Raw genomic sequence first — 26122 nt, 5'->3', positions numbered from 1 at the left:
ACATGAGCTATCCGTTTATTAAAATGCCCGATGGCGTTGTTCAAGACGAATCCTCAAAAAGTGCTACATTTGGAAGATTTATTATTCAACCATTAGAACGAGGATTTGGAGTAACATTAGGTAATTCGTTAAGAAGGGTATTACTATCCTCTCTTCCTGGCGCAGCTATAACTGCAGTCAAAATTGAAGGTGTCCTTCATGAATTCTCTACAATTCCAGGTGTTCTGGAAGATGTTACAGAAATCATTCTAAATCTTAAAAAAGTAAGACTCAAGATTCTTGACAAGAAAGCAACATCATGTCAAGTATCAATTGCTGGGGCGGCAGAATTTAAAGCTGCCGATATTCAAAATGCTTGTCCAGATATACAAATTCTTAATCCAGACCTACATATTGCAAAACTTAATGCAGATGCAAAGTTAAATATGGAAATACGCTTTGGTATTGGTAAAGGTTATGTCCCTGCAGAAGAACAAAAAACACCTGACATGACAATTGGCACGATTCCTATAGATTCTATTTACACTCCAATTGTTAATGTTAGATACGATGTTGAAAATGTTCGTATTGGTGAAAGAAATGATTATGAAAAATTAACTTTAGAAATTACAACTGATGGCTCAATTACCCCAGAAGAAGCTCTATCTACTTCTGGAAAAATATTGAGGGACCATATTCAGTTATTTATCAACTTTGATGTTGAACCTGAAGAAGAAAAAGTTGAAACTAAAGTTGATGCAGAAACGGAAAGAATTAGAAAGATTCTATTAACAAATGTTGAAGATCTTGAACTCAGTGTTCGTTCGCATAACTGTCTAAAATCTGCAAACATTAAAACTATTGCAGATTTAGTAAGAAGAGACGAGAATGAAATGCTCAAGTTCAGAAATTTTGGTAGAAAATCTTTAGCTGAATTGAAAGAAATTGTAGAAAATTTTGGACTCCACTTTGGAATGGACGTCGATAAATATCTTGTAGATAAATTAGAAAAAAAATAGCTAAGGTTGAATAATGAGACACAGAGTTAAAGGAAGAAAATTAAAAAGAACTTCTGAGCATAGACTTGCAATACTCAGAAATCTTGCAACTTCTCTTTTAAAACATAAAAAGATTAAAACAACAGTTGCAAAAGCAAAAGAACTTCGCACTTTTGTAGAACCCTTAATTACAAAAGCAAAAGTTGATTCAGTTGCTTCAAGAAGATATGTTGCTGCTGAGATTAAAGACAAAAGTGTTGTGAAAGAACTTTTTACAGAAATTATTCCAAAAATAGGCGATAGACCCGGTGGTTATACAAGAGTTGTTAAATTAGGTCAAAGAAAAGGGGATGGTGCTGAATTGGCTATAATTGAACTGGTTGATTATAGCGGATTAGTAAAGCCAAAACCGGAAAAGAAAGAAAAAGTTGAAAAAGAAACACCAGTTGTTGAAGAAAAGAAAGAAGTTGTAGAAGAAAAATCTGCTTAATTAAATTAAATCTTTGTTGTAATATAGGGGTTGTCTAAAAAGTAATTTTTCAGTTTTATAAACTGTAAATATCTTTCAAATCTGTGTTTTCAGTGTTAAATTTTTTCTAAAAGCTTTACTTTATAGACAACCCCGACTTTTTTTAATTTCTTGGTCCAATCATCTTTTCAGGTCTTACTACCTCATCAAATTGTTCAGCTGTTAATAATCCAAGTTCAACAGCAGCTTCTTTTAGTGTTTTGTTTTCTTTGTGAGCTTTCTTAGCAACTTTAGCTGCGTTATCATATCCGATTACTGGATTTAATGCAGTGACAAGCATTAAAGAATTTTCAAGATGTTTTTTAATATTGTTTTCATTTGCAACAATTCCTACAACACAATTATCAGTAAAGCTTTCACAAGCATCAGCCAATAATCTGATTGATTGTAAAATGTTATATGCAATTACAGGCATGAAAACATTCAATTCAAAATTTCCACTTGCGCCAGCGATATTAATTGTAACATCATTACCAAATACCTGAGCACAAACCATTGTCATAGCTTCTGATTGTGTCGGATTAACTTTCCCAGGCATAATTGAGCTGCCGGGTTCATTTTCAGGGAGTGATATTTCTCCAATTCCACATCTTGGTCCTGAACCTAACCATCGAATATCATTTGCAATTTTCATTAGTGAAGCAGCTAAAGTTTTTAATACTCCGCTCATTTCAACTAATGCATCTTTACCTGCCATTGCTTCAAATTTGTTTGGTGCTGTCTTAAATGGTTTGCCAGTGATTTCAGAAATTTTTTCAGCTGCTTTAACTGCATAATCCGGATGTGTATTTAATCCTGTTCCAACTGCTGTTCCACCAAGCGGGATTTCATAAAGTCTTTTCAATGCATCATTAATTCTTGCAAGGCCATTAGTTAATTGTTGTGCATAACCAGAGAATTCCTGTCCTAATGTTAATGGTGTTGCATCCATTAAATGGGTTCTTCCAATTTTTATAATATTTTTGAATTCTTTGGATTTAGCTTCAAGTGCATCACGAAGTTTAGTAACCATTGGAATTAATCTGCGATGAATTTCTTCGACAGCTGCTATATGAATTGCTGTTGGAAATGCATCATTGGTTGATTGAGCTTTGTTGACATCATCATTTGGATGAATTGGTTTTTTGCTTCCTAATATACCGCCTGCCATTTCAATAGCACGATTTGAAATTACTTCGTTCACATTCATATTTGTTTGAGTACCACTGCCGGTTTGCCAGACAACAAGAGGAAAATGTTCATTAAGTTTTCCTTCAATTACTTCTTCTGCTGCTTTAACAATTAATTCTCGTTTTTCATCGGATAACAATCCCAGTTCATTGTTTGTAATTGCAGCTGCTTTCTTAACTATTGCAAGAGCTCTTATCAATTCAAATGGAAAACGTTCACCCCCAATCTTAAAATTCATAAGTGAACGAGCAGTTTGTGCTCCGTAATACTTATCTGCGGGCACTTTTACTTCTCCCATGCTATCAGTTTCAATTCTGTATTCCATAATTAAACCTCGTTTATGTTATTGATAGTGTTATTATTTTATATCTCAAATTAGATTAATGAATTATGAATTTCAATAAGTAGGAAAGTGGCTACATTTTTTGATGCATATTTGATGAAGTATATTATCATTACAAATTACATTTGCAAGAATGATTTGATAAATAAAAAATTATTCGGCTGGTATTTCGATTCTTCTTGCACCATAAAATCTTTTTGAATAGTATTTTTCATTTAGGGAAGAAATTGTAACACCAAGTTTACGACTTGAATGGATAAATTGATTATCCCCTAAATAAATTCCAACATGCCCTGGTTTTGACCTTCTACTTGTATTGAAAAAAACTAAATCCCCAAATTCTAAATCATCTCTGTCTACTTTTTCACCTATTTCAAATTGTTCTTTAGCAGAGCGGGGCAGTTCAATAGAAAATGTATTCAAAAAAATTTGTCTTGTAAATCCTGAGCAATCAATTCCATCATTAGAGTTCCCACCGTATTTATATGGTGCATCGAGATATTTTATTACTTCGAGCAATATTTTTTCTCTAAATGTTAGAGGGATGTCAGGATTTATATAATTTTTATAGTTTGCAACAAATTTTTCTTTATCGATTGGATTTTCTTCGATCGGGAGTTCATCAAATTCATCCTGAGTTGTATCAGAATAAACTGTATTATTTGTTGTATTGGTTCTGGGTGGCTTTTCAATTTGCTTTTTTAATGTATCTTTTGATGCGAATCTGATAGATTTTTTTTGTTGTTCTTTGTTATGTTTTGATTGATTGTATCTTTGTGTACTTGAAGATGGGGTACAACCTTCAAATAAAATTAGAAATATAATTCCTATTAAAAATGATTTTATTAATCTAATGAACATGACAGAAATAATTATCCCAGATAAGCTCTTAAATTTTTGCTTCTTGATGTATGTCGTAATCTTCTAATTGCTTTTTCTTTTATTTGACGAACTCTTTCTCTTGTCAGATTAAATTTTTCTCCAATCTCTTCAAGTGTAAGAGAATGTTCTCCATTTAATCCGAAGTAAAGTTTTATTACTTCTGCCTCTCTGTCTGTTAAAGTCGAAAGTGCTCTTTCAATTTCTTTTTTAAGTGATTCATTCATTAATCGATAATCTGGCGAAGGAACTTCTTCGTTAGAAAGAACATCAAGTAGACGATTATCTTCTCCCTGTGCAAATGGTGCATCCATAGAAACATGTCTGCCCGAAACTCTAAGAGCATCATTAATTTCACTTACATCCATGTCAAGTTCTTGAGCTAATTCCTGAGCACTTGGTTCTCGTTCAAATTCCTGTTCAAGATTGCTGTAAGCTTTCCCGATTTTATTTAAAGCCCCAACTCTATTCAAAGGAAGTCGAACAATTCTTGATTGTTCTGCAAGAGCTTGAAGGATTGATTGTCTAATCCACCATACTGCATAAGAAATAAATTTAAAACCGCGGGTTTCGTCAAATCTTTTAGCAGCTTTGATTAAACCGAGATTTCCCTCATTTATTAAATCACCAAGTGATAATCCTTGATTTTGATATTGTTTTGCTACTGAAACTACAAAACGCAGATTGGCTTTTACAAGTTTTTCGAGAGCTTTTTCATCTCCCTGTTTAATTCTTATTGCAAGTTCGATTTCGTCATCTGGAGTTAAGAGATCTACTTTGCCAATTTCTTGAAGATATTTGTCTAATGATAGACTTTCACGATTTGTAAATTGTTTTGTTATCTTCACGGCAAATCTCCTATTTTTTTTCTACATAAATTGAATCTACTATTCCAACAATTGATGCATCGACTGGAGCCATATCTACATCAAGAGGAATTACTGCTTCGCTTGCAGTTACATAGTAAATAATTTCTCCTGGTCCAGCACCAATTGTATCTAAAGCGATGATTGGGGAAGAAACTTTTTCTAATTCACCATTAAGTGGTTGAACCAATTGCATTTTATAGCCTGTTATTGATTCATATTTGCGTGTTGCCCAAATGGTCCCTATAATTTTTCCAAGATACATTTTGATTACTCTTTAATAGCAATATCTAATTTATCTACAATTGCCATTATAACGGCATCAACAGGTTTATTTTTTGTAAAAGTTGTTTGACGTGCTGAACTGCCCTGAGCAACAAGTACAACTTCTCCAACTCCAGCTCCCACAGAATCTACAGCTATAACAGTAGATTCTTTTGGTGTATAATCGAGATTTAATTGTCGAACAATTAGAAATTTTGCTCCAACAAGATTTTCATCTTTTTTTGTTGACCAAACTGTACCAATTACTTTACCAAGTATCAATTATTCCCTCTTAAATTTTCTGGTTGTAAAATTTTTAGATTAATTTTTTTGTATCTCTCTATGTCATTAGTAAGAATTATCATATCATTAATTTTAGCAATTGTACAGAACAAAGCATCACGAACGGTTGCAACTTTATTAAAAAATTCTGAAATGTTCAAACTATAACGGGAATTTAATCCAAGTACTTTTAATGCTTTCATAAGATTATCAACTGCTTCTTTTTCATTTTGACTTTCCGCTGCAAAATATAATTCGGCTGAATTAATTACTGTTGTAAAACAAATTCCACTTATCATTGCAATTTCTAAGTCAGATAAAGTATTTTTATCATAATGCTGCAAATGTTCAAGCAAGATATCAGTTTCAATTAAAAAATGTTTTTCATTTTTCATTTAGTATAAATTCTTTTTTTAATGGCTGAGTTAATTAAACTTCCTTTTGATTTTAGAAAGTTCAATACAACAATATCGGGCAGTTGTTGTTTTAATTTTATCTGATTGAATAAATTTATATCTAAATTAGAATTTTGTAATGCTTGTGATGCAGCACCATAAATGTCTATTTTAATTTCTCTAAATCCTTGATTAAAAAGTTTTTTAAATTCTTCTGTGGGTAATCCAATAGAACCGTCACTATTAATATTCGTTTCAAAAGAAAATAACTTTGATAAATTTTCTTCATTCATTTAAGAAGCTCCTTCCAAAAAGACAATTATTTACTTTAAAAAAATGTGCAACTGTTTGAGCAACATCTGCGAATGTTTTTCTAATACCTAAGTTTTTACCTTTTTTATTTTTTCTATAAAATAATAATGGAACATATTCACGACTGTGGTCTGTGCTTGGAGTTGTTGGGTCGTTGCCATGGTCTGCTGTGATAATTACAGCATCTGTCTCATCTAAATTTTCTAATATATTCGGTAAATGATTATCAAATTCTTTAAGAGCATTAGCAAAGCCATAAGGATCATTTCTATGACCAAAGTAAACATCGAAGTCAACAAGATTAACAAATATAAAAGAATGTGATACTTCTTTAGTTGTTAAAAAAATTTTTTCAATCCCTTCAGAATTTGATTTGGTTTTAATCTGGATTTTTATCCCACGATAATTAAAAAGGTCATTGATTTTGCCAATTGCTATTGTTTGTATTTTCTCGTTATAAAGATAATCTAAGATTGTATTATCAAATGGGTCTAATGAAAAATCTTTTCTGTTAGTTGTTCTTTGATAATTATTTGATGTTCCTACAAATGGTCTTGCAATTACTCTGGCTACAGCATTTTGACCAGTTAATACTTTTGTTCTTGCAATTTCGCAAATTTCATATAATTTTTTAACAGGAATAACATCTTCATGAGCAGCAATTTGAAAAACTGAATCGGCAGATGTGTAAACTATTGGAAATTTTGTTTTAACATGTTCATCTCCGAGCTGCATTATAATTTCTGTTCCTGAAGCAGGAATATTTCCGAGAATTCCTTCTACTTTTGTTTCTTCTATAAATTTGTCAATAATATCTTTTGGAAATCCATTAGGGAAAAGTGGAAAAGGTTTTTCAATTTTTAATCCTCCAATTTCCCAATGACCTGTGGTTGAATCTTTCCCGGCAGAAATTTCAATCATTTTACCAAATGATGCTAAAGGATTAGCTTGAGGTAAAATTCCTTTGATGGATTCAATATTACCAAGACCAAGTTTTTCAAGATTTGGCAGACTAAGTCCTCCGACAAATTCTGCCATATTTGATAAAGTGTTGCTTCCTTCGTCGTTGTATTTTGAAGCATCGGGCAATTCACCGATGCCTAATCCATCAAGTATGATTACAATAAAATTATTCACACAGTCTCGTTAAATGCTTTTTACTGTATTACCTCCCTTTTCGAGAGCTTTTTTAAGTGCAAGTTCTGCATTATAAAGTATTTCTTTAACATCAGTTTTATTCGTAGTTGCAGCAACTCCAATTGAAACTGTGAAAGTAGTTTGACGGGAAACTACTGCAATGGGCTTGCGAGCAATTTTTATTCTTAATTTTTCTGCCCATAGAAATACATCTTTTGGTGTTGTATTGAAAAAGTAAACTGCGAAAATTCTTTCATCTAATCTGCCCCATAAATTCATTGGGGTCATTTCATCTTTTATCATTTGTGATATGGCTTTTAAGACTTTAGGAAAAGGATTGCCATCAAATAAAGATTCTTGTTCCAGAAAATCATCAATTTTGATTAAAGCTAATGCTCCAGGTAAATTTAATTCGTTGCTTCTTACAAGATCTATTGTTAATCTTTCAATAAAAGCATCGTAATTCAGAGCTTTTGTTTCAATGTCATATGTTAAAAGACTTTTCAGAATGTTTATTGTTGAATATGAGTGAAGAATGAACGCAAAAAACTTTGTGGCATTTTTAATAAATGTTACTTCGTTATTTGTGTAAATATTTTTTTTGAGACTTTCAAAACAAAGGACACCATAATTCTGTTCATCATAAACCAGTGGAATTGCAAGGAATGAACCGTCAAAGCTAACATCTTCGTTTTTAGAAAATCGTGGGATGTCAATGCTCGAAGTGTCATCAATTTTTACTGGTGTAAAACTTAATATGGCTTTTCCTACAAGTGTTCCACTTAATTCTACTTCCAGATTTTCTCCAGCATATTTGAGTGAAGTTTTGTTTTTTATCCTTGCAATTTTAAATTTTTGTTCGATTGGGCTATAAGCTACAAATGTGAAAACATCCCAGTCGAGTAAATCTTTCATGGAATTATCAAGAGCAGAATAAATGTCGGTTTCGTTATCAAATTTTTTATCTGTCCCAAGAATTCCGATTAATGCTTTGAGTCTTTGTTCTGCTTGAGTTTCAGAAAATTTTTCATCAAATAGACTGATTATTACAGAAATAATTCTAACAATTTTCCCGAGTGAATAAATTTGTTCGATACCAAAAGCATCATTAACTTTTGAATCAAGAACCAGAATGCCGGTTAAATTTTTTCCGTAAAATAAAGGGACACCCACAAAACTTTTTATTCCTTGTGGTGCGCTGTAATAACGAATCACATCAGCTTCTGCATTTGGAGAAATATCTGTTAAAATTTCTGGTTCTTCTTTTTGAACAATTTTTCCCAGTATATCATCTTCTAAATCAAATTTTTGTTTGGTAATTTGAGATGAACTCGAAATATATCTCTCAAGTGTCAACCTTTTTCGATTTTTGTTATACCAGAAAAATGCAGCTGTATGAGCCATGAAAGCATCTTTTACTACACTCAATATTTTTTCCAATACAAAACCAAATTGTTCATCTTGACTTAAATCTTTTGGTAGTTCTTCGCGAACAATTTTATCGAAGTTTTCTTTGAAATCAGGCGGCTTGAAAAAATCTTTACTTGTTCTTGCTACTGAGGGAGTAAAATTTTCTGCAGTTATTACTTCAATGTTCTTTACAGGTGAAATGATTTTAAATTCTTCACCATCATCAGGTTCATAAGCAATTTTTGATTCATTAATTTTTGGTGGACTCTCATCTGATTTTTCATATTCAGAAGTTTCTGATTTTGTATCCCTTAAAAAAATTATAAAGCCTACATAAATTAAAAGTATAACGCCGGAAATAATTTTTAGAAGTGAATCATCTGTTAAAAATGGAATGACTATTAAGATGGGAATGAAAATAAAAATTAATAATCTTTTTCGATATTTATCAGATAATCCCATCTTTCTCCAATTAATTCAAATAATTAATTCAAAATTTTATTCAATAATAATAAAGTTTTGTGAATTTTTCATGAAAGCATCAACATTGAAAGAAGTTTTACAATTTCTTTTTTGCCTGTATTTTTTATCGAAGAATATAAAAATGCATTTGTGCCAAATATTAATTCAGGAAAAAACTTATTAATATTTTTTTTCAGCAAAGCAATTTCAGACTGTTTTAGTTTGTCAATTTTATTGAATATAACATAATAAGGGATGTTTTTGCTTCTCAAGTATTCATTTAACATGAAATCAAGAGGCATGGGATTGTATCTGCTGTCAATTAAATGAAAAGCTAAAACGATGTTTTTATTCAGCTCGATAAAAGATTCAATTATTTTTTGCCACTCAATTCTTTCCTTACGAGATACTTTTGCATATCCAAAACCAGGTAAATCGACAATATAAAATTTATCTTCAACAAGATAATAATTTAACGACCTTGTTTTGCCTGGCGTAGAACTTGTTTTTGCTACTTTCAAGGGTGAAAAAATTGAATTTATAAATGAAGATTTGCCAACATTAGACCTGCCGCATAAAATGACCGTCGGAAGTTCTCTTTTTGGCAAATCATCAAGTTTATATATAGACTTGATGAATTCAATTTTTCTCATAGCAGTCTTTAAAATTATTTAATACAAATGAAAAGATAATAAAGTCATTCCAAAATTATCTTTTTATTTAAGAAGAAATTTAATGTAATTAATATTATGGAGTAAATTCAAATTATTTTAATAACCATTCTGGTTTTCAAAAATTCAATATAAAATGTTATTGATAAAAAAAATAATTTCTTGTATTATTGAAACGGTATAATTAAATTTGAACTGATAATACAATTATTCAAAAATTGATGAAGCATTACTTACTAATTTTTATAATAATCCAATCTTATACAGAGCTGTTTATACTAATCGGTCATTGAAAATTATATATGTAAATAAAGGGGTATAATTAATGGAACAAATATCGAATAATAAACAGATTGAATCAGAAGTAATAGTTGATTATAAAAATCCAAAACTCTCACCTGAAAAAAGAACAGCTGATTTAATTAAGCGAATGACTCTTGAAGAGAAAGTTGCTCAAATGTTATGCATTTGGGAAGATAAAAAAACTATTTTTTATGACGAGAATGGAAATTTTAGTTTAGAAAAAATTAGGGAACATCTTAGTAATGGAATAGGACAGATAGCAAGATTGAGCGATACAAATGGAGGGTTAACCCCAACAGAAATGGTAGAAATGGCAAATACTCTCCAGAAATTTTTTGTAGAAGAAACAAGATTGGGTATACCTGTAATTTTTCATGAAGAATGTCTGCACGGTTTAGCTGCTAAAGAAGCTACAAGCTATCCCGTGCCTATTGGTTTGGCTTCGACTTTCAATACGAAGTTGGTAGAAAAAATATTTTCTGCAATTGCTGAGGATGCAAGAACCAGAGGAGTTCATCAAGCATTAACTCCAGTTTTAGATGTTGCTCGGGACCCAAGATGGGGACGTGTAGAAGAAACGTTTGGCGAAGACCCATATCTAATTGCTCAAATGGGAATTGCTGCTGTTAAAGGATTACAGGGAGATGGAAAATTTGATGAGCAAAATAAGGTTATTGCTACATTAAAACATTTTGCTGCGCATGGACAACCTGAATCCGGAATAAATTGTGCACCGGCAAATTTTTCTGAGAGAATTTTGAGAGATGTATTTTTATATCCATTTAAAGAAGTAATTAAAAAAGCTAATGCTGTTAGTGTTATGGCTTCTTATAATGAAATTGATGGAGTTCCTTCTCATGCCAATAAATGGTTGTTGAAAAAGGTTTTGAGAGACGAATGGAATTTTAAAGGCTATGTTGTTTCTGATTATTATGCAATTAAAGAATTGAATATTAGAGAAGAAGCTTTAAGTCACTCAGTAGCAAAGGATAAAGCAGAAGCAGCAAAATTAGCAGTTGAAGCGGGTGTAAATATAGAATTTCCGAATCCTGATTGTTATTTGAATCTTGTTGAATTAGTTAAAAGCGGAATAATTCATGAATCTGATATTGATGAATTAATTGAACCTATGCTGAGATATAAATTTCAACTTGGTTTATTTGATAATCCATATATTCAAGCAACAAATAATCAATTTGAAGAAAAATTAATTAAGGATAGAGAATTAGCACTGCAGGCTGCTAGGGAAACAATTGTATTACTGAAAAATGAAAACAATGTGCTTCCATTAAGAAATGTTAAAAGTATAGCTGTAATTGGACCAAATGCTGATAGAGTTTTACTTGGTGGATATCATGGGACCCCAAAATTTTATATATCTGTATATCAGGGAATAAAAGAAAAAGCTAATAATAATATTGAAGTACTTTATAGTGAAGGATGCAAAATAACTATTGGTGGTTCATGGAACGAAGATGAAGTAGTTTTACCAAAACCTGAAGATGATGAATTACTCATTAAAGAAGCAATTGAAGTGGCAAAGAAATCCGAAGTAATTGTTCTTGCAATTGGAGGCAATGAACAAACATCAAGAGAAGCCTGGAGTAAAACTCATCTTGGTGATAGACCAAATCTCGACCTTGTAGGAAGACAAAATAAATTAGTTGAAGAAATGCTCAAATTAGGTAAACCAGTTATTGTGCTTCTCTTTAATGGTAGACCTAATTCGATTAATTATATTAAAGAAAATGCTCATGCTATACTTGAATGCTGGTATCTTGGACAGGAAACAGGAAAAGCTGTTGCTGATGTATTGTTCGGTGATTATAATCCAAGTGGTAAATTACCAATTTCTATTCCAAGGTCTGCAGGACATATTCCTTGTTATTATAATTATAAACCATCTGCAAGAAGAGGATATTTATTTGATGATGTTACTCCTTTATTCCCATTTGGTTTTGGAATGAGTTATACAAAATTCAAATTTATTAATCATAGACTTACTAAAGATAAAATTAAACTTGGTGAAACTACTCAATTATCTGTTGTAGTTCAGAATGTTGGAGATATGGCTGGTGAAGAAGTAGTACAATTGTATATAAGAGACATATTTAGTTCTGTAACAAGACCTGTAAAAGAATTGAAAGGATTCAAAAAAATTAAATTGCAGCCAGGTGAATCGAAAACTGTAATATTTGATATTACACCAGAACTTCTCTCTTTTACTAACATTGATATGGAATTCACAGTAGAGCCAGGAGAATTTGAAATTATGGTTGGAAATTCTTCAAGAGATGAAGATTTACTTAAGACAAATTTAACCGTAGAATAATAAAAAAAAATAATATAAATTATAATAGTTTATAATAAGAGCCCAAATTCGGGCAAGTAAGAATGAAAAAAATTATAAAAACAAATAAGCACTTAACTGCAAGCAATAATAAGTGCAGAACTTTAAATCAGTTTACTAAAGAAAACCATCTTAGCATTACTCTATTAATTGATAACTTATTGCAAATTAATTTTATTAATCTTTTATTACTGAAGAATAACTCTCATAATAACTTCGCAAGCTTTCAGTCTTATTCTAAAATCCTGTATGATTTTTATTCGTTAATGTATATCAAAAAATCATTTTATGCGAAACTATTTTGGGCTATATCTATATCAAATAATAATATATAATTAAGAAGGAGGCTATATGCTTCGAAAGTATACTATAGGCTTATTTAAAATCTGTATGATAATATTTTTGATTTTTAGTCAATCCATAGTTGCACAAAGTCGTGGTTCTATTAAAGGTTTTGTATATGATAAGGATACTAAAGAACCACTGCCAGGGGCAAATGTTTTAATTAAAGGAACCTCACTTGGTGCAGCATGTAATCTCGATGGAGAATATGTTATAAGAAATATACCTGCAGGCAAGCACACAATTACTGTTTCTTATATAGGTTATGAATCACAAACTATTAATGTAGAAATACAGGCGAATAGAACACTATCTCAAGATTTTTATCTCAAATTAACAACAATTGAAGGTCAAGATATTATAATTACAGCACAAGCACAGGGACAATTAGCTGCCATTAATCAACAGCTTACATCAGATAAAATTGTAAATGTTGTTTCTGAAGCAAGAATTCAAGAATTACCTGACTTTAATGCAGCTGCGGCTTTAAGTCGTTTACCTGGAATAACTACAACTAAGAGTTCTGGAGAGGATAATAAAGTAGTTATTCGTGGTCTATCACCAAAATACAATTCAATTGAAGTAGAAGGGGTAAAACTTTCAGCTACTGGTAGTTCTTCTATTGGTCTTACATCGGATACCTATGTTCAAACTGGAGGATTAAATAATGACCGTAGTGTGGATTTAAGTATGATATCTCCCTACATGTTAAGAACAATTGCAGTTTATAAATCATTAACACCTGACATGAATGCAAATTCAATTGGTGGTACTGTTAATATGGAATTAAGAGAAGCTCCTACTGGCTTTCACTGGAATGTACTATGGCAGCAAGGTTATACTGCAAAAAGTAAATATTATGGTAATTATCGTGGGGTTGCTTCTGCAAGTAATAGATTTTTTAATGATAAGTTAGGTGTTTATGCACTGATAAATTTAGAAGCATACGATAGAAATTCTGATAATATGAATGCTGGTTATAGTCTTGCAGCTGAAGAGGCTCAAATAGATCCAACTACAGGTTTTCGTCCAATAAAAGTTGCATCTGTAACGTTCAATCGTCACTTGGAAACAAGGCAACGTTATGGTGCTAACTTAATTTTAGATTATAATATACCAAATGGGTCACTAAAACTAGTTAATATGTTTGCCAGATTGAATTCAGATTTTACTGAACACCGACAAACTATTAACTATGACAATGGTAGAATGGAATGGCAATTAAGATCTGGCGAAAATGTAATTGACCAACAAATGAATTCTATTAAATTAGATTATGATTTGAATTTTTTGACTTTAGATTTATCAGCCAGTTATACTTCAGCATCAAATAATTTGGAAAATTCTCCTGTATTTAATTTTAATCAAACAGATGCGCTACAATCTGGTGTTAAAAGAGATAATGTAAAACCTGAAGACTTAACTTATCTTCTAACAAAATATAAAGGGGCTAATGAAGTAGTTTTAAGAAGCGGTAATCTATTTAGCAATTTCTATAATGAGAAGAAATATTCTTTGAAGGGCGATATAGAAGTACCTTTTAATTTCTTTAATTTCATAAATGGTTCGTTAAAGTTTGGTGGGTACTTTTATGACCAGAAAAACAGCACTGACCAAGAATCTCCATATTTAGGATTTAATGGAAATGCTAACTCTACTGATAATGATATTCAAACTAATTTGATGAGAACAATCAAAAATGAATTTGGTATTTCAACAAATACAAGAGGAGAGTTAGTCGGTAGTTCCTTTATAGATAATGATAGCAAACTTTATGATCCTTTTCTTGATAATAAATATGGCTCAATATTTTATGTAGCAAACAAAGGAGTATTAAATGATATATTAAATTATATTATTGGACGACCAGAATTTGATGCTTCTAATAAAGATTATAGTTCGGGTGATAAAGGCGGTTGGTATAATGGGCCATATCAAAAATTAACAAATGATTATAATTATAAAGAAAAATATTATGCTTCATATTTAATGTCGAAAATTAATTTCTTGAATTTTATGGTTATTGGCGGTGTGCGCTATGAAAAAGTTAAATCTGAATACTTCGCTTACAATGCCAGAGATATGAGAAATGCTCAAGCTCAAATTATGTATGATACTACTTCTTATAAGCAAAATGAATTCTTTCTCCCGATGGTTCAAACAAAATATACTCCACTTAAATGGTTGGATGTTCGTTACGCATATACACAAACACTTTCAAGACCTGATTATCACTTAATTAGTCCAAAGTTTACAATTACACAAAATAATCAAATATATACAGGCAACCCTGAATTAAAACCTGCAAGAGCATTTAATCATGATCTCAGTTTTACATTTCATAGCAATCAAATAGGTCTTTTAACTATTGGTGGATTCTATAAAACTATTAAGGATTTTGTTTACAATGCTTCTTATCAATTGGATGCTGCAGAAGGTGCAGGTATTGATTCTCTGCGACGTTATCAAATTATTCGAGATGGAGCTCTTGTAGTTACACCTATTATTAATCAGACAACAAAGAAATCAAATGCTACTGTATTTCGTCCATTGAATAATCCTTATGATGCTATTGTAAAAGGATTAGAGCTTGACTTCCAGCATACATTCTGGTATTTGCCTTATCCATTTAACGGATTAATATTAGGCATAAATTATTCTCGAATATATTCTCAAACCAGATATCCATTCTATGATGTGAAGGTTAAAATTGTAGGTAGAGATAGAATACCTGTTCTGATAGATAGTTCTGCTGTTGGTCGTTTAATAGACCAACCTAATCATGTGTTGAATACATTTATTGGTTTTGATTATAAAGATTTTTCTGTTAGATTCTCATTTGTTTATAATGACCAGATAACAACAGGCAACGGGGGAAGATATCCAGAAAATGATTCATATGCTAAAGATTATTTCAGAGTTGATTTTTCAGCACGTCAAAAACTACCTGTATTTAATAGTGAATTATACTTAGACTTCAATAACTTGAACAATGCTAATATACAATCTATTCAAAGATCAATAGGTGGGTTTACAAATATTCAAAATTATGGTTTAGTAGCAAATGTTGGTATAAGAGTAAGATATTGAATTTAATATAATTTATAACTTATCACATATCACTAAAAAGGAGTGCAATATGAAAAAATTAACATTAATACTATCAATAGTTATTTTGAGCAGTTTTATTTATGCTCAAAAAAAAGATACGGTAGTAGTTCCAGGTTTCTATGAAACAAATAAATATGGTACCTTAAATGATGCAATAGAGGATGCAATTCAAAAAGGAACTATAAATAACACAGTATTTAAATTAAAACCATATGAAGTATATGTATTAAGTAGAAGTATTTTTTTAGACCATGGACAAAATCTGGAACTGTATGCCCCAAAACCAGGAAAAACACAGGAAAGTGCTCCACCTCAAATTGTTTGGACTGAAGAAGGAATTGCTAGAGATTATATAATTCAAAGTTATGGTGATATTAAAGCATCAAATATCTGGTTCCGTTACGCTGACTTTTTGGGTAATAAAATAATGACCTCAATTACCTTTGAAAATCAGAATGATGCTAATGATCCTGAAAGAGGTGAGTTCGATGGCTGTCTTTTTGATTATGCAGGTATTGGTGCTGAATCTGCAGGGGCAATTTGCGTCAAAGCTGATCATTTTGTGGGTAAATTTACTAATTGTTACTGGAGAAATAATTCAGATAATCATTTTAGATATTACGGAAGAGCAGTATCATTCCCTTATCAGAGTTCCGGCTGGCATTATGATACTCTGTTCTTCGAGAATTGTACTTTTACAAATCTAAGTCGACTTATTATGCAAGAGGGAAATGAATATAGCGATAATGTTTATATAAATCATTGCACTGTATTAAATACAATTGAGTGGGTATTCCAGTCAGCAGGTTGGATTAGAAATGCAGTAATAACAAATTCACTCTTTATTAATCCTTATATGTATGGATATCGTGCTTATGATGTATGTCCCTCAGGTATGACATATAATGATTTCCTTGCTGGCAAGTGTAATTCTCCTGGTGGCGGTTTAATTAATGGAATTACACCTGTTGATTCGTTTGGTTTTCAGGTTGATTTCACAGATTTCGACAGAAAAATATTTATAGGAAATATTAATTATGCATATCAGGATTGGATGCTTGATTGGTACAAAAGCAGTGATTGGAGCAAAGAACGTATAAGAAATAGAGAGCAGATGTTGTTATTCAATCCTGCCCCAATGTTAGGTGAAAATGAAATTAGATTTATTGACTCTGTTGATGCAAATGGCAATAAAGTATTTAAGACTATTAATGTTGACTGGCAAACTATTTATAACAAAGACCCTAATTTTATTGTGCCTGCAACTAATTTGGATGCTGCAAAACAATTCATTATGTATAAATGGTGGAATAATGCTGATATTGATTGGTCTTATGAACCTGAAGCTGGATTTAAACAAATTTGGCCATTGCCAGAAAATTTAGCTTATACGGATTCTGAACTATTGACTGCAGCTATGGGTGGGTATCCGCTCGGAGATTTGAATTGGTTCCCGGATAAATATGAACAATGGAAAGCTAATCAACGTGCAAAAGAGTGGGAAACAATAAATAACTGGCTTAATTATGGGTCTCCTAATCCAAGCAGTGTAAAAGAATTACCAGGGGCATTACCAAATAATTACGTTCTTGATCAAAATTATCCTAATCCATTCAATCCTGTAACAAATATTAAGTATTCAATTCCAAAAGCCGGTTTTGTAACATTAAAAGTATATAATCTTTTAGGACAGGAAGTTGCTACAATTTTTGAAGGTAATCAAAATGCAGGTAATTATGTAGCTACATTTGATGCTTCTAATTTATCTAGTGGTGTTTATATGTATCGCTTAGAATCTGAAAATGTATCGATTACAAAGAAACTTGTATTAATAAAATAATTAAGATACAGGTTGTTGTTCTTTATTTAATAAATAAAAATTTCTCTAAAAAATCAGGAGGAGAAAAAATATGTTAAAAAAACTAAAACTATTAATATTAGCAACTTTCTGGATTTCATCAGCACTGCTTGCACAGGAAGTAGTGCTTTCTGATGAATTCGATAATGGAGATGGTAAGTGGAACACTGGCTGGATTGATAATGCAACTACCAGTGTAACTGTGGCTATTGATAATACTGGAAAACTTTCTGGTACTAATTCTTACAAACTTACTATCACAAAAGGCGGCGTTGAAATGTGGAGAGTTCAACGCGTAGCTGATTTACCCCTTGTTGCTGGTTATAAGTATACTCTTTCTTTTATGGCAGTTGCAAGTAAAAATGCAAAGATTAATGCACTTTTTGAAATTAAAGGGGACCCTTATACAAAATATCTAAATGACACTGCAGATGTAACTACAACACCTCAAACATTTACATATGAAATGACAGCTACTAAAAATGTACCTGACAATCAAGTAAAATTACATTTTGGCAGTGCTTATAATGATAATACTACTATCTGGGTTGATAAAATTATAGTAACAAGAATGCCAGATCCATCGTTTGTAACATTATGGGGTTCAACACCTTCAAGAGGTGATGGCTGGCCAATTTTAAATAGACAAGATACTCCTCCTGGCAACGCTGGTATGGGTGCAGATGGTCCTCCACCAAAATGGGCAACAATTCGTGGTGGCTTTGGAAGAACTATTGAAGCTACAACCGAAAAGGCAATTGTAGTTTCTGGCCAATTTGAATATGAGGGTGATGGTCCAGGTGCAAGTTATGTTCCTTTAAGATATGCTTTAACTTATTGGACAGATGAAGGACAATTAATTAAACAATATACTGATTCTGCAAGATGGACAGGTACTGGTGTTCATTATGGTTATCAATTTACTCCACGTTCAGCTGGTACTGATATTGCAAATGGAGCTGGTGGAGCAGGAACGATATGGACAGTTAATGGAGGCGGAGGTTGGAACAGTACATGGACTAATAATGGGAAACCTTTAGCTATAATTACTCAAAAACCTGCCCTTGCTGAAATTGCTGCTGGTAAATATGATTTTGCCATCTCTGTACGTCCATTACCAGATGGAACAAACGAAATTCGTTGGTATATGTATCATGTTGATAAAAAATATTGGTTCGGTGGTACTGTAATTGATTCTGAAAAAGTCTCTACAAAGTTTAATGGTATATGTTTTGGTGTTGGTGATGGTATTACAACCAAAATGAAAGCTTTCAAATTATATGGAGTTAGAGTAGAACTTGGAAATCCAATTACTGTCCCTGAAGCTCCATGGCAGGCTTATTATCTTGAAGATTGGGGTAAGTTTGTAAGATTTAGCCCTACGGCTGAGTTTGTTCCAGGGGATGTTGTAGGTAATGCAGGTGTAAAAGGTAAAGACGGCGGTCAAATACCAAGCAATCAAGGTTGGACTGTAATTAGAGGTGCATTTAAAGAACCTATTACTGCTACACTTACAAAAGCAATTATAGTTAAAGGAAAAATTAGATTTGAAGGGGCAGGTCCAAGTACATGGAGTGGTCTGAGAATGGGTTTATTCCAGCACGATAGTGCAGGTGTTTTACAAAATGCTAATACTCCAGATGCAGCATGGTCTGGAAAAGAAACATATGCAAAAGGATACTTATTAATTCCGCATAGCGGTGCAAATGAATTACCGAGTTGGGCTGCTGGTGGTGCAGGTATGCTTGGTGTAGTAAGAAATAGTAATTGGATTAGTACTTTTGGAAATAATTTATCATTAGGTGTTGTTACCCAAAAACCATCAGGGGCAATATTTAACGCAGGAACATATAATTTTGCAATTTCAGTTCAACCAAAAGCAAATGGAACAAAAGAATTAAGATTCTATATTATTAAAGAAGATAATAGCTACTGGTGGGGTGGAACATTTACTGATACAACCTGGATACCTGCAACATTTAATGGTATTTGCTTTGGATTAAATGGTGGAAATGGTGCTGAAAATAATCCACTGAAAGGAATGTACCTGGAAGATGTAATGGTTGATATGGGCGCTCCAATCGAAGTCCCAGAAGCTCCATGGCAGGCTTACTACATTGAAAACTGGGGTAAATTTGTAAGATTTAGTTCAACAGCAGAATTTGTTCCAGGAGATGTAGTAGGTAATGCAGGCATAAAAGCAAAAGCCGGTAGTTCAGGAATTACTACTGGTGGTGTATGGTCATCTATTCGTGGTGGATTCTTAGAACCTGTAACTGCTACACTTAAAAAAGCTGTTATTGTAACAGGAAAAATTAGATTTGAAGGAGCTGACCCCAATACATGGAGTGCTTTGAGATATGGTATCTTTTATCATGATAGTGCAAAAACACTTCAGAACAAAGGGACACCTGATGCATCCTGGACAGGTAGAGAAAATTATGCAAGAGGATATTTGTTAACACCTCAAAGTGATGCTAATGAACTGCCAAGCTGGGCAGCTGGAGGGGCAGGTCATGTCGGTGTTGTTAGAAATGGTAACTGGATTAGTACTTTCGGGAATAATTTGTCGTTAGGTCCTGTATACCAAAAACCATCAGGTGCAAGATTTAGCAAAGGGACGTATAATTTTGCAATTTCAGTTCAACCAAAAGCAGACGGAACAAAAGAATTAAGATTCTATATTGTTAAAGAAGACAACAGTTATTGGTGGGGTGGAACTCTCATTGATACAACAACTATAGCTCCAACATTTAATGGTGTATGCTTCTCCTTGAATTCAAGTAATCCTATAACAGGAATGTATTTAGAAGATGTTCAGGTTGATATGGGAGATCCAGTAGTTGTTCCTGAAGCTCCATGGCAGGCTTATTATGTTGAGAGCTGGGGATTTATTGGTGCAAAAACAGGTGGCTGGAAATTAACCCCAGGTGATGTTATTGGGAATGCTACAATTTCAGGTGATAGAAAATCATTTGGTTGGTCAGCTATAAGAGGTGGATTCTATGATCCTATTGACTTAACAACTAAAAAAGCATTGATTGTTACAGGTAAAATGGAATTAATCGGCGGTGGTTTCGAAGGCTGGTCATCTCTTAGAATTGGATTAACTTATAATCCAAATCCAGGTAGACTCAATCAAACTGAAAATGGATATGAATGGAGTGGTTCAGAAGCCATCAACACTGGTTATCTATTTATTCCTCATAGTGGTAAGAATGATTTGACTTCCTGGGGTGATGGAACCAGCAAAGGAACTGTAGGAGTTATTGTTAATAATACATGGCTCGAAACTCTTGGTGCAGATAATTATGTGATTTCAGATATTCGTCAAAAACCAAAGAACGCTGTAGCTACAGCAGGAATGTATAACTTTGCATTCTCTATCCAGCCAAAAGAATCTGGTAAAACCGAAGTTCGTTTCTTGATTAGTAAAGAAGGTGGCTCATATAATTTTGGTGGAATTATTTTAGATAATAAGAGCAGTGTAAAGAAAATAAACAGCATTAATTTTGCACTCAGTAATCTTGCTAATGCTGTTAAACTTAATCTATATGATGTTCAAGTTGATATGGGCGCACCGATTGTTGTACCAGATTCGATTGTTTCTGTAAGAGAATTAGCTGCCGGAGAAATTCCTACAGATTATGTTCTTAGCCAGAATTATCCAAATCCATTCAATCCATCTACTACAATTGAATTTGGTTTGCCAAAGAATGAAAATGTTAAACTTGTTGTCTATGATGTATTAGGAAGAGAAGTTGCTGAATTAGTTAACGACAATCTGAATGCAGGATATTACAAAGTTAACTTTGATGCTTCTAATCTTTCTTCTGGTGTCTACTTCTATTCACTGAAAGCTGGTGATTTTGTAAGTGTTAAAAAATTGATACTTATGAAATAATCATTTGCTTTTCAACTTTTAATTTTATCTATACAGCCCGCTTCTATGCGGGCTGTATTTTAATTTCACTTTTATACTTAATACTTGATATTGATTAAAAATGATTTCATATAGAACAAAAAAAATCCTAATAAACAATTTTATTTTATTTTTCTTTTTAATAATTAATCAAAGAATATTAAGTCAACCGCTTGCTGAAGGAAAAGAAAAATTTCTTGGTGCTGGAACCAGCAGTTACATATGGCGTAATTTTGATAAATACTGGAATCAAGTTACTCCTGGAAATGACGGCAAATGGGGTTCAGTAGAACCTATTCGTGGAGTGTATAATTGGACTAACTTAGATAAGATTTATAATTTTGCTGTAAATAGAGGGTTACTATTTAAAGAACATACTTTAGTGTGGGGACAGCAGGAACCTTCATGGATTAAATCTCTCGATACATCTCAGCAACGTCAGGCAGTAGAAAACTGGATTAAAGCTATTGGTGAAAGATATCCTAAAATGGCACTCGTTGATGTAGTTAATGAACCTTTTCATGCACCACCTTCATACAAAGAAGCACTTGGTGGAAATGGTTCAACTGGCTGGGATTGGGTAATTCGTGCTTTTGAATTAGCAAGAAAATATTGTTCTTCATCTTCTCAACTTTTATTGAATGAATATAATGTTCTCCACGATAATACAACTACAACTAACTATATTAAATTAATTGAATTATTAAAAAGCCGAAATTTGATTGACGGCATTGGAATACAAGGACATTATTTTGAGTTTCGTAGCGAAACAGATGCAACAACTAATAAGTATGTTTATAACATCAATACTATAAAATCCAATCTTGAAAGACTATCTGCTACAGGTCTTCCAATTTACATTACAGAATTTGATATTGATGAATTTAATGACCAGGCCCAGCTTGAACAATATAAAATTTATTTCCCAATTTTCTGGTCTCATCCTCAAGTTAAAGGAATAACATTCTGGGGTTATATTCAAGGAGATGTCTGGTCAGCCCATCCTTATACTTATTTAATTTTATCAAACAATGATGAAAGAGCAGCAATGCAGTGGCTTAAGCAATATGTTAATGTTCCAATTCAACCAATTTTGCTCTCCCCGGTTGACTCTACTAATGTTTTTAGAAATGCAACATTGATATGGAAAAAATCTTTAAGAGCTGAATCTTATCAAATTCAGGTATCTAAGTATAATAGTTTTATCAGAATAGAAATCGATACACTAGTTAAAGATACTCTTATTAATTTAAAACCGCTTGAAGCAAACAGTTCTTATTACTGGCGTGTAAAAGCAATTAATTCATATGGAGAAAGTGAATTTACAACGGCAGTTAAGTTTACTACTGGAGATAAAATTCTTTCTGTTGATGACAATATTATAAAAACTGAATTTTATTTATTCCAGAATTACCCTAATCCTTTTAATTCATCTACAGTAATTCGTTATAGTATAGATAAAAATGTAAATGTATCTTTAACAGTTTATGATTTACTTGGGAGAAAAATTAAAACTCTCGTGAACGAACAAAAAAATCCTGGTACCTATTCAATAATTTTTAATGCTTCTAATATTGCAAGTGGTATTTATTTCTATCAATTAAGAGCAGACAATAAAATTTTTAACAGGAAATTAATAATTCAAAAATAATTTACTAATGAAGTATTTTCTTTGGTACTATGATTCCTAAAAGTTTTTTAGTTAATACAATTCATAACTGGTACTTCAAGCATAAAAATAAAAAACTATACTTGTATTAAAATGGTTGCTAAAATTATTTCTCAGCTTTTATTGGCAATATTTATTTTTTCCTCAACATATTCACAACAGCGGTTTGATAAAAGTATAAATCAAGTTCGACAAAAAATTCTAATTAATAATGGGTGGCGTTTTTATAAGTATGAATCACTCGATTGTGCCGATAGCTTAATATACGACGTGAGGCCTGATATAAAAAATTACGATGATAATAAACCTGCAGATGAAATTCCGACTGAAGCTCAAATTGTGAATGTTAATAAAATGGTTCTTAAACCCTGGATATTACCAACAGGGAATGAGTTTATAAAAGATACTTCTAAACATTATAAAAAACCTGCAGGCAATCCTGGTGGTGATTTCCCATTTTTATTAAAAAATTACGATGATAGATCATGGGAAGAAGTTAATCTGCCACATGATTGGGCTATTAAAGGACCATTTTTAGAAGGAAAGGATGCTGAAGTAGGTGGTGGCATGGGACGTTTACCAAGTCATGGTATTGCATGGTATAGAAAAAAAATTTTCATTCCAGAAGAAGATAAAGAAAAACGTATCTTTCTTGAAGTTGATGGTGCTATGTCTTATGCAATGGTCTGGGTAAATGGTCATCTTGCAGGCGGCTGGCCTTATGGGTATGCTTCCTGGTATTTAGATATTACTCCTTATATCAATTATGGTGATGAAAACATTATTGCAATTCGATTAGATAATCCTCCTAACTCGTCTCGGTGGTATCCTGGAGGAGGAATTTATAGAAATGTATGGTTGTCTAAAACTAATCCCATACATGTAAATAATTGGGGTACTTATATAACAACCAGTAATGTATCTCTTTCATCAGCAATAGTTCATTTGAAAGTGGTAATTAAAAATGATTCGGATAATAATGTTACGGTTTCAACAGTTACAAAAATTTTTGCACTAAATGAAAAAGGAGAAAAAGTTGGAAAGGCAGTGGCATGTTCTAAACCTGTTAAACTCGAAATTACTGAAGGCAAAACAGCTGAAATTTCAGATTCTGTTTTAATTAAGAACCCCAAATTATGGGGGCCACCTCCAGCCCAAAAACCAAATTTATATGTAGCAGTTACAGAATTATATGTAGATAGCAAACTTGTAGATTATTACGAAACAAAATTTGGCATACGTTCAATTGAATTCAATCCGGACAAAGGCATTTTTATAAATGGTAAAAAAGTAAAAATTAATGGAGTAAATCTGCATCACGACCTTGGAGCATTAGGTGCAGCATTTAATATGCGAGCAGCTGAGCGTCAACTCGAAGTACTTCGTGAAATGGGTTGCAATGCTATTCGTTTTGCTCACAATCCACCCGCTCCAGAATTTCTTGAATTAACTGATAAGATGGGCTTTGTAGTTATAAATGAAATATTTGATGTCTGGGAAAGAAAAAAGACTCCTCTGGATTTTCATCTTATTTTTCCTGAATGGCATGAGCAGGATTTAAGAGCATTTATTCGTAGAGATAGAAATCATCCTTCTGTAATTATCTGGAGTGTAGGAAATGAAGTAGGAGAACAATATACAGATGAACAAGGTGCTTCTATTGCTCGAAAGTTACGAAATATTGCTAAGGAAGAAGATCCAACTCGGCCAGTAACCGCTGCAATGAATTATGCAAAACCAGATATGCCTTTTTCAAAAGTATGGGATGTAATTAGTCTTAATTATCAAGGAGAAGGAATACGAAATGCACCAGCATATTTGCATTTAAAAGGAATAAAAACTGAACCACTCTATTTGGCGTTTCACAAAAAATTTTCGGATAAAGTTATACTAAGTAGCGAAAATGCAGCAGCATTGAGTAGCCGCGGCACTTATCTTTTCCCAGTGTATAGTGGTATCAGTGCACCTGTAAGCGACAGTTTAGGAGGGGATTCAAATAAAAGATATGTAAGTGCTTATGAATTACACACTGCTGATTTCGGTTCATCAGCTGATAAGGTTTTTGCTACTCTTGACCAGCATCCTTTTGTAGCCGGTGGATTTGTATGGAGCGGCTGGGATTATCTTGGTGAACCAACCCCTTATTATGAATCACGAAGTTCATATTTTGGAATTATTGACTTAGCGGGATTTAAGAAGGATCGTTTCTATTTATATCAATCATATTGGAGACCCGAACTCCCAATGGCTCATATTTTACCGCATTGGAATTGGCCTGACAGAATTGGAAAAATTACACCAGTTCATGTTTTTACATCAGGTGACGAAGCAGAATTATTTCTTAATGGCAAATCACTTGGCAAAAAGAAAAAAGGACAGTATGAATATCGTCTGCGTTGGGACGATGTAAAATATGAACCGGGTGAATTAAAGGTAATTGCTTATAAAAATGGCAAAGTTTGGGCTAAAGATATCGTTCGAACTTCTTTAGAACCCGCTCAATTAAATTTAGAAGCAGATAGAAAAATCATAAAAGCAAATGGAGAAGATTTATCATTTATAACACTTAAAGTATTAGATAAAAATGGGATTATTGTACCGACTGCATCAAATGAAATTAAATTTGAGATAGAAGGACCTGGTGAAATAGTTGCAACTGATAATGGAGACCCAACAGACATGACACCATTTCCTTTACATGTTCGCAGAGCATTTAATGGATATGCTTTAGCAATTGTTCGTTCTAAATATAATGAAGATGGCAAAATAAAAATTACTGCTAAAGCTGAAGGATTAAAAGAAGCAAAAATTATTATTGAAAGTAAGTTAATGAATCAAAGATAATTTTATAAATAATAAATTCTTTTTTT

18 protein-coding genes are annotated in these 26122 nt (G+C 32.4%); 8 read left to right on the top strand and 10 right to left on the bottom strand.

Translation table 11 applies throughout. The annotated features are described in order from the left end of the window. Positions 1-2 precede the first annotated feature (2 nt). On the top strand, positions 3-998 hold the full coding sequence (locus VJY32_RS09285; RefSeq protein ID WP_353677635.1) for a DNA-directed RNA polymerase subunit alpha: 996 nt from the start codon (positions 3-5) through the stop codon (positions 996-998). Between the two features lie 13 nt (positions 999-1011). After that, entirely contained in the window at positions 1012-1467 is a 456-nt protein-coding gene (gene rplQ / locus VJY32_RS09280; RefSeq protein ID WP_353677634.1) for a 50S ribosomal protein L17, read from the top strand. A 142-nt stretch (positions 1468-1609) separates the two neighbouring features. Here rplQ and fumC read toward each other — a convergent pair whose 3' ends face one another. The 10 genes from fumC to yihA all read right to left on the bottom strand — a co-directional run bounded on the left by fumC (position 1610) and on the right by yihA (position 9679). Continuing rightward, the gene (fumC, locus tag VJY32_RS09275) at positions 1610-3001 is read right to left on the bottom strand and encodes a class II fumarate hydratase (RefSeq protein ID WP_353677633.1); all 1392 of its coding nucleotides are present in this window, start codon (positions 2999-3001) and stop codon (positions 1610-1612) included. Between the two features lie 171 nt (positions 3002-3172). Beyond that, positions 3173-3880 carry a C40 family peptidase gene (locus VJY32_RS09270; RefSeq protein WP_353677632.1) on the bottom strand — a complete coding sequence of 236 codons (708 nt, stop codon included), beginning with the start codon at positions 3878-3880 and terminating at the stop codon, positions 3173-3175. Between the two features lie 11 nt (positions 3881-3891). Beyond that, positions 3892-4746: a sigma-70 family RNA polymerase sigma factor gene (locus VJY32_RS09265; protein ID WP_353677631.1), complete on the bottom strand. Its 855-nt coding sequence runs from the start codon at positions 4744-4746 to the stop codon at positions 3892-3894. Between the two features lie 10 nt (positions 4747-4756). After that, positions 4757-5029, bottom strand: a complete 273-nt coding sequence (locus tag VJY32_RS09260; RefSeq protein ID WP_353677630.1) for a EutN/CcmL family microcompartment protein — start codon at positions 5027-5029, stop codon at positions 4757-4759. A 5-nt stretch (positions 5030-5034) separates the two neighbouring features. Then, entirely contained in the window at positions 5035-5310 is a 276-nt protein-coding gene (locus VJY32_RS09255) for a EutN/CcmL family microcompartment protein (RefSeq protein WP_353677629.1), read from the bottom strand. Next, positions 5307-5705: a PIN domain-containing protein gene (locus VJY32_RS09250; protein WP_353677628.1), complete on the bottom strand. Its 399-nt coding sequence runs from the start codon at positions 5703-5705 to the stop codon at positions 5307-5309. The genes VJY32_RS09255 and VJY32_RS09250 overlap by 4 nt, the downstream gene beginning before the upstream one ends. Then, positions 5702-5998 (bottom strand): hypothetical protein, encoded by a 297-nt coding sequence (locus tag VJY32_RS09245; RefSeq protein ID WP_353677627.1) that lies wholly within the window; start codon positions 5996-5998, stop codon positions 5702-5704. Before VJY32_RS09245 ends, VJY32_RS09250 begins: the two co-directional genes overlap by 4 nt. Next, entirely contained in the window at positions 5991-7154 is a 1164-nt protein-coding gene (locus tag VJY32_RS09240; protein ID WP_353677626.1) for a phosphopentomutase, read from the bottom strand. The genes VJY32_RS09245 and VJY32_RS09240 overlap by 8 nt, the downstream gene beginning before the upstream one ends. A gap of 9 nt (positions 7155-7163) precedes the next feature. Further along, positions 7164-9026, bottom strand: a complete 1863-nt coding sequence (locus VJY32_RS09235) for a sensor domain-containing diguanylate cyclase (RefSeq protein ID WP_353677625.1) — start codon at positions 9024-9026, stop codon at positions 7164-7166. A 68-nt stretch (positions 9027-9094) separates the two neighbouring features. Continuing rightward, positions 9095-9679, bottom strand: a complete 585-nt coding sequence (gene yihA, locus VJY32_RS09230; RefSeq protein WP_353677624.1) for a ribosome biogenesis GTP-binding protein YihA/YsxC — start codon at positions 9677-9679, stop codon at positions 9095-9097. Positions 9680-10022: 343 nt separating this feature from the next. Here yihA and VJY32_RS09225 point away from each other — a divergent pair, with 343 nt between their 5' ends. The 6 genes from VJY32_RS09225 (at position 10023) to galB (ending at position 26096) form a co-directional block, all read left to right on the top strand. Then, on the top strand, positions 10023-12332 hold the full coding sequence (locus tag VJY32_RS09225; RefSeq protein ID WP_353677623.1) for a glycoside hydrolase family 3 N-terminal domain-containing protein: 2310 nt from the start codon (positions 10023-10025) through the stop codon (positions 12330-12332). Positions 12333-12701: 369 nt separating this feature from the next. Further along, positions 12702-15782 (top strand): TonB-dependent receptor, encoded by a 3081-nt coding sequence (locus VJY32_RS09220; protein ID WP_353677622.1) that lies wholly within the window; start codon positions 12702-12704, stop codon positions 15780-15782. Positions 15783-15831: 49 nt separating this feature from the next. Beyond that, positions 15832-17643, top strand: a complete 1812-nt coding sequence (locus tag VJY32_RS09215) for a T9SS type A sorting domain-containing protein (RefSeq protein ID WP_353677621.1) — start codon at positions 15832-15834, stop codon at positions 17641-17643. A 70-nt stretch (positions 17644-17713) separates the two neighbouring features. Next, positions 17714-21565 carry a T9SS type A sorting domain-containing protein gene (locus VJY32_RS09210; protein WP_353677620.1) on the top strand — a complete coding sequence of 1284 codons (3852 nt, stop codon included), beginning with the start codon at positions 17714-17716 and terminating at the stop codon, positions 21563-21565. Between the two features lie 100 nt (positions 21566-21665). After that, positions 21666-23234: an endo-1,4-beta-xylanase gene (locus VJY32_RS09205; protein ID WP_353677619.1), complete on the top strand. Its 1569-nt coding sequence runs from the start codon at positions 21666-21668 to the stop codon at positions 23232-23234. A gap of 111 nt (positions 23235-23345) precedes the next feature. Beyond that, a complete protein-coding gene (galB, locus tag VJY32_RS09200; protein WP_353677618.1) occupies positions 23346-26096 on the top strand; it encodes a beta-galactosidase GalB in 2751 nt (916 codons plus the stop codon). Positions 26097-26122: the final 26 nt, after the last annotated feature.

Origin of the sequence: Rosettibacter primus (genome assembly GCF_036860675.1) — a bacterium.
Classification (GTDB): Bacteria; Bacteroidota; Ignavibacteria; order Ignavibacteriales; family Melioribacteraceae; genus Rosettibacter; species Rosettibacter primus.
This window is presented reverse-complemented; position numbering and strand designations above follow the sequence as displayed.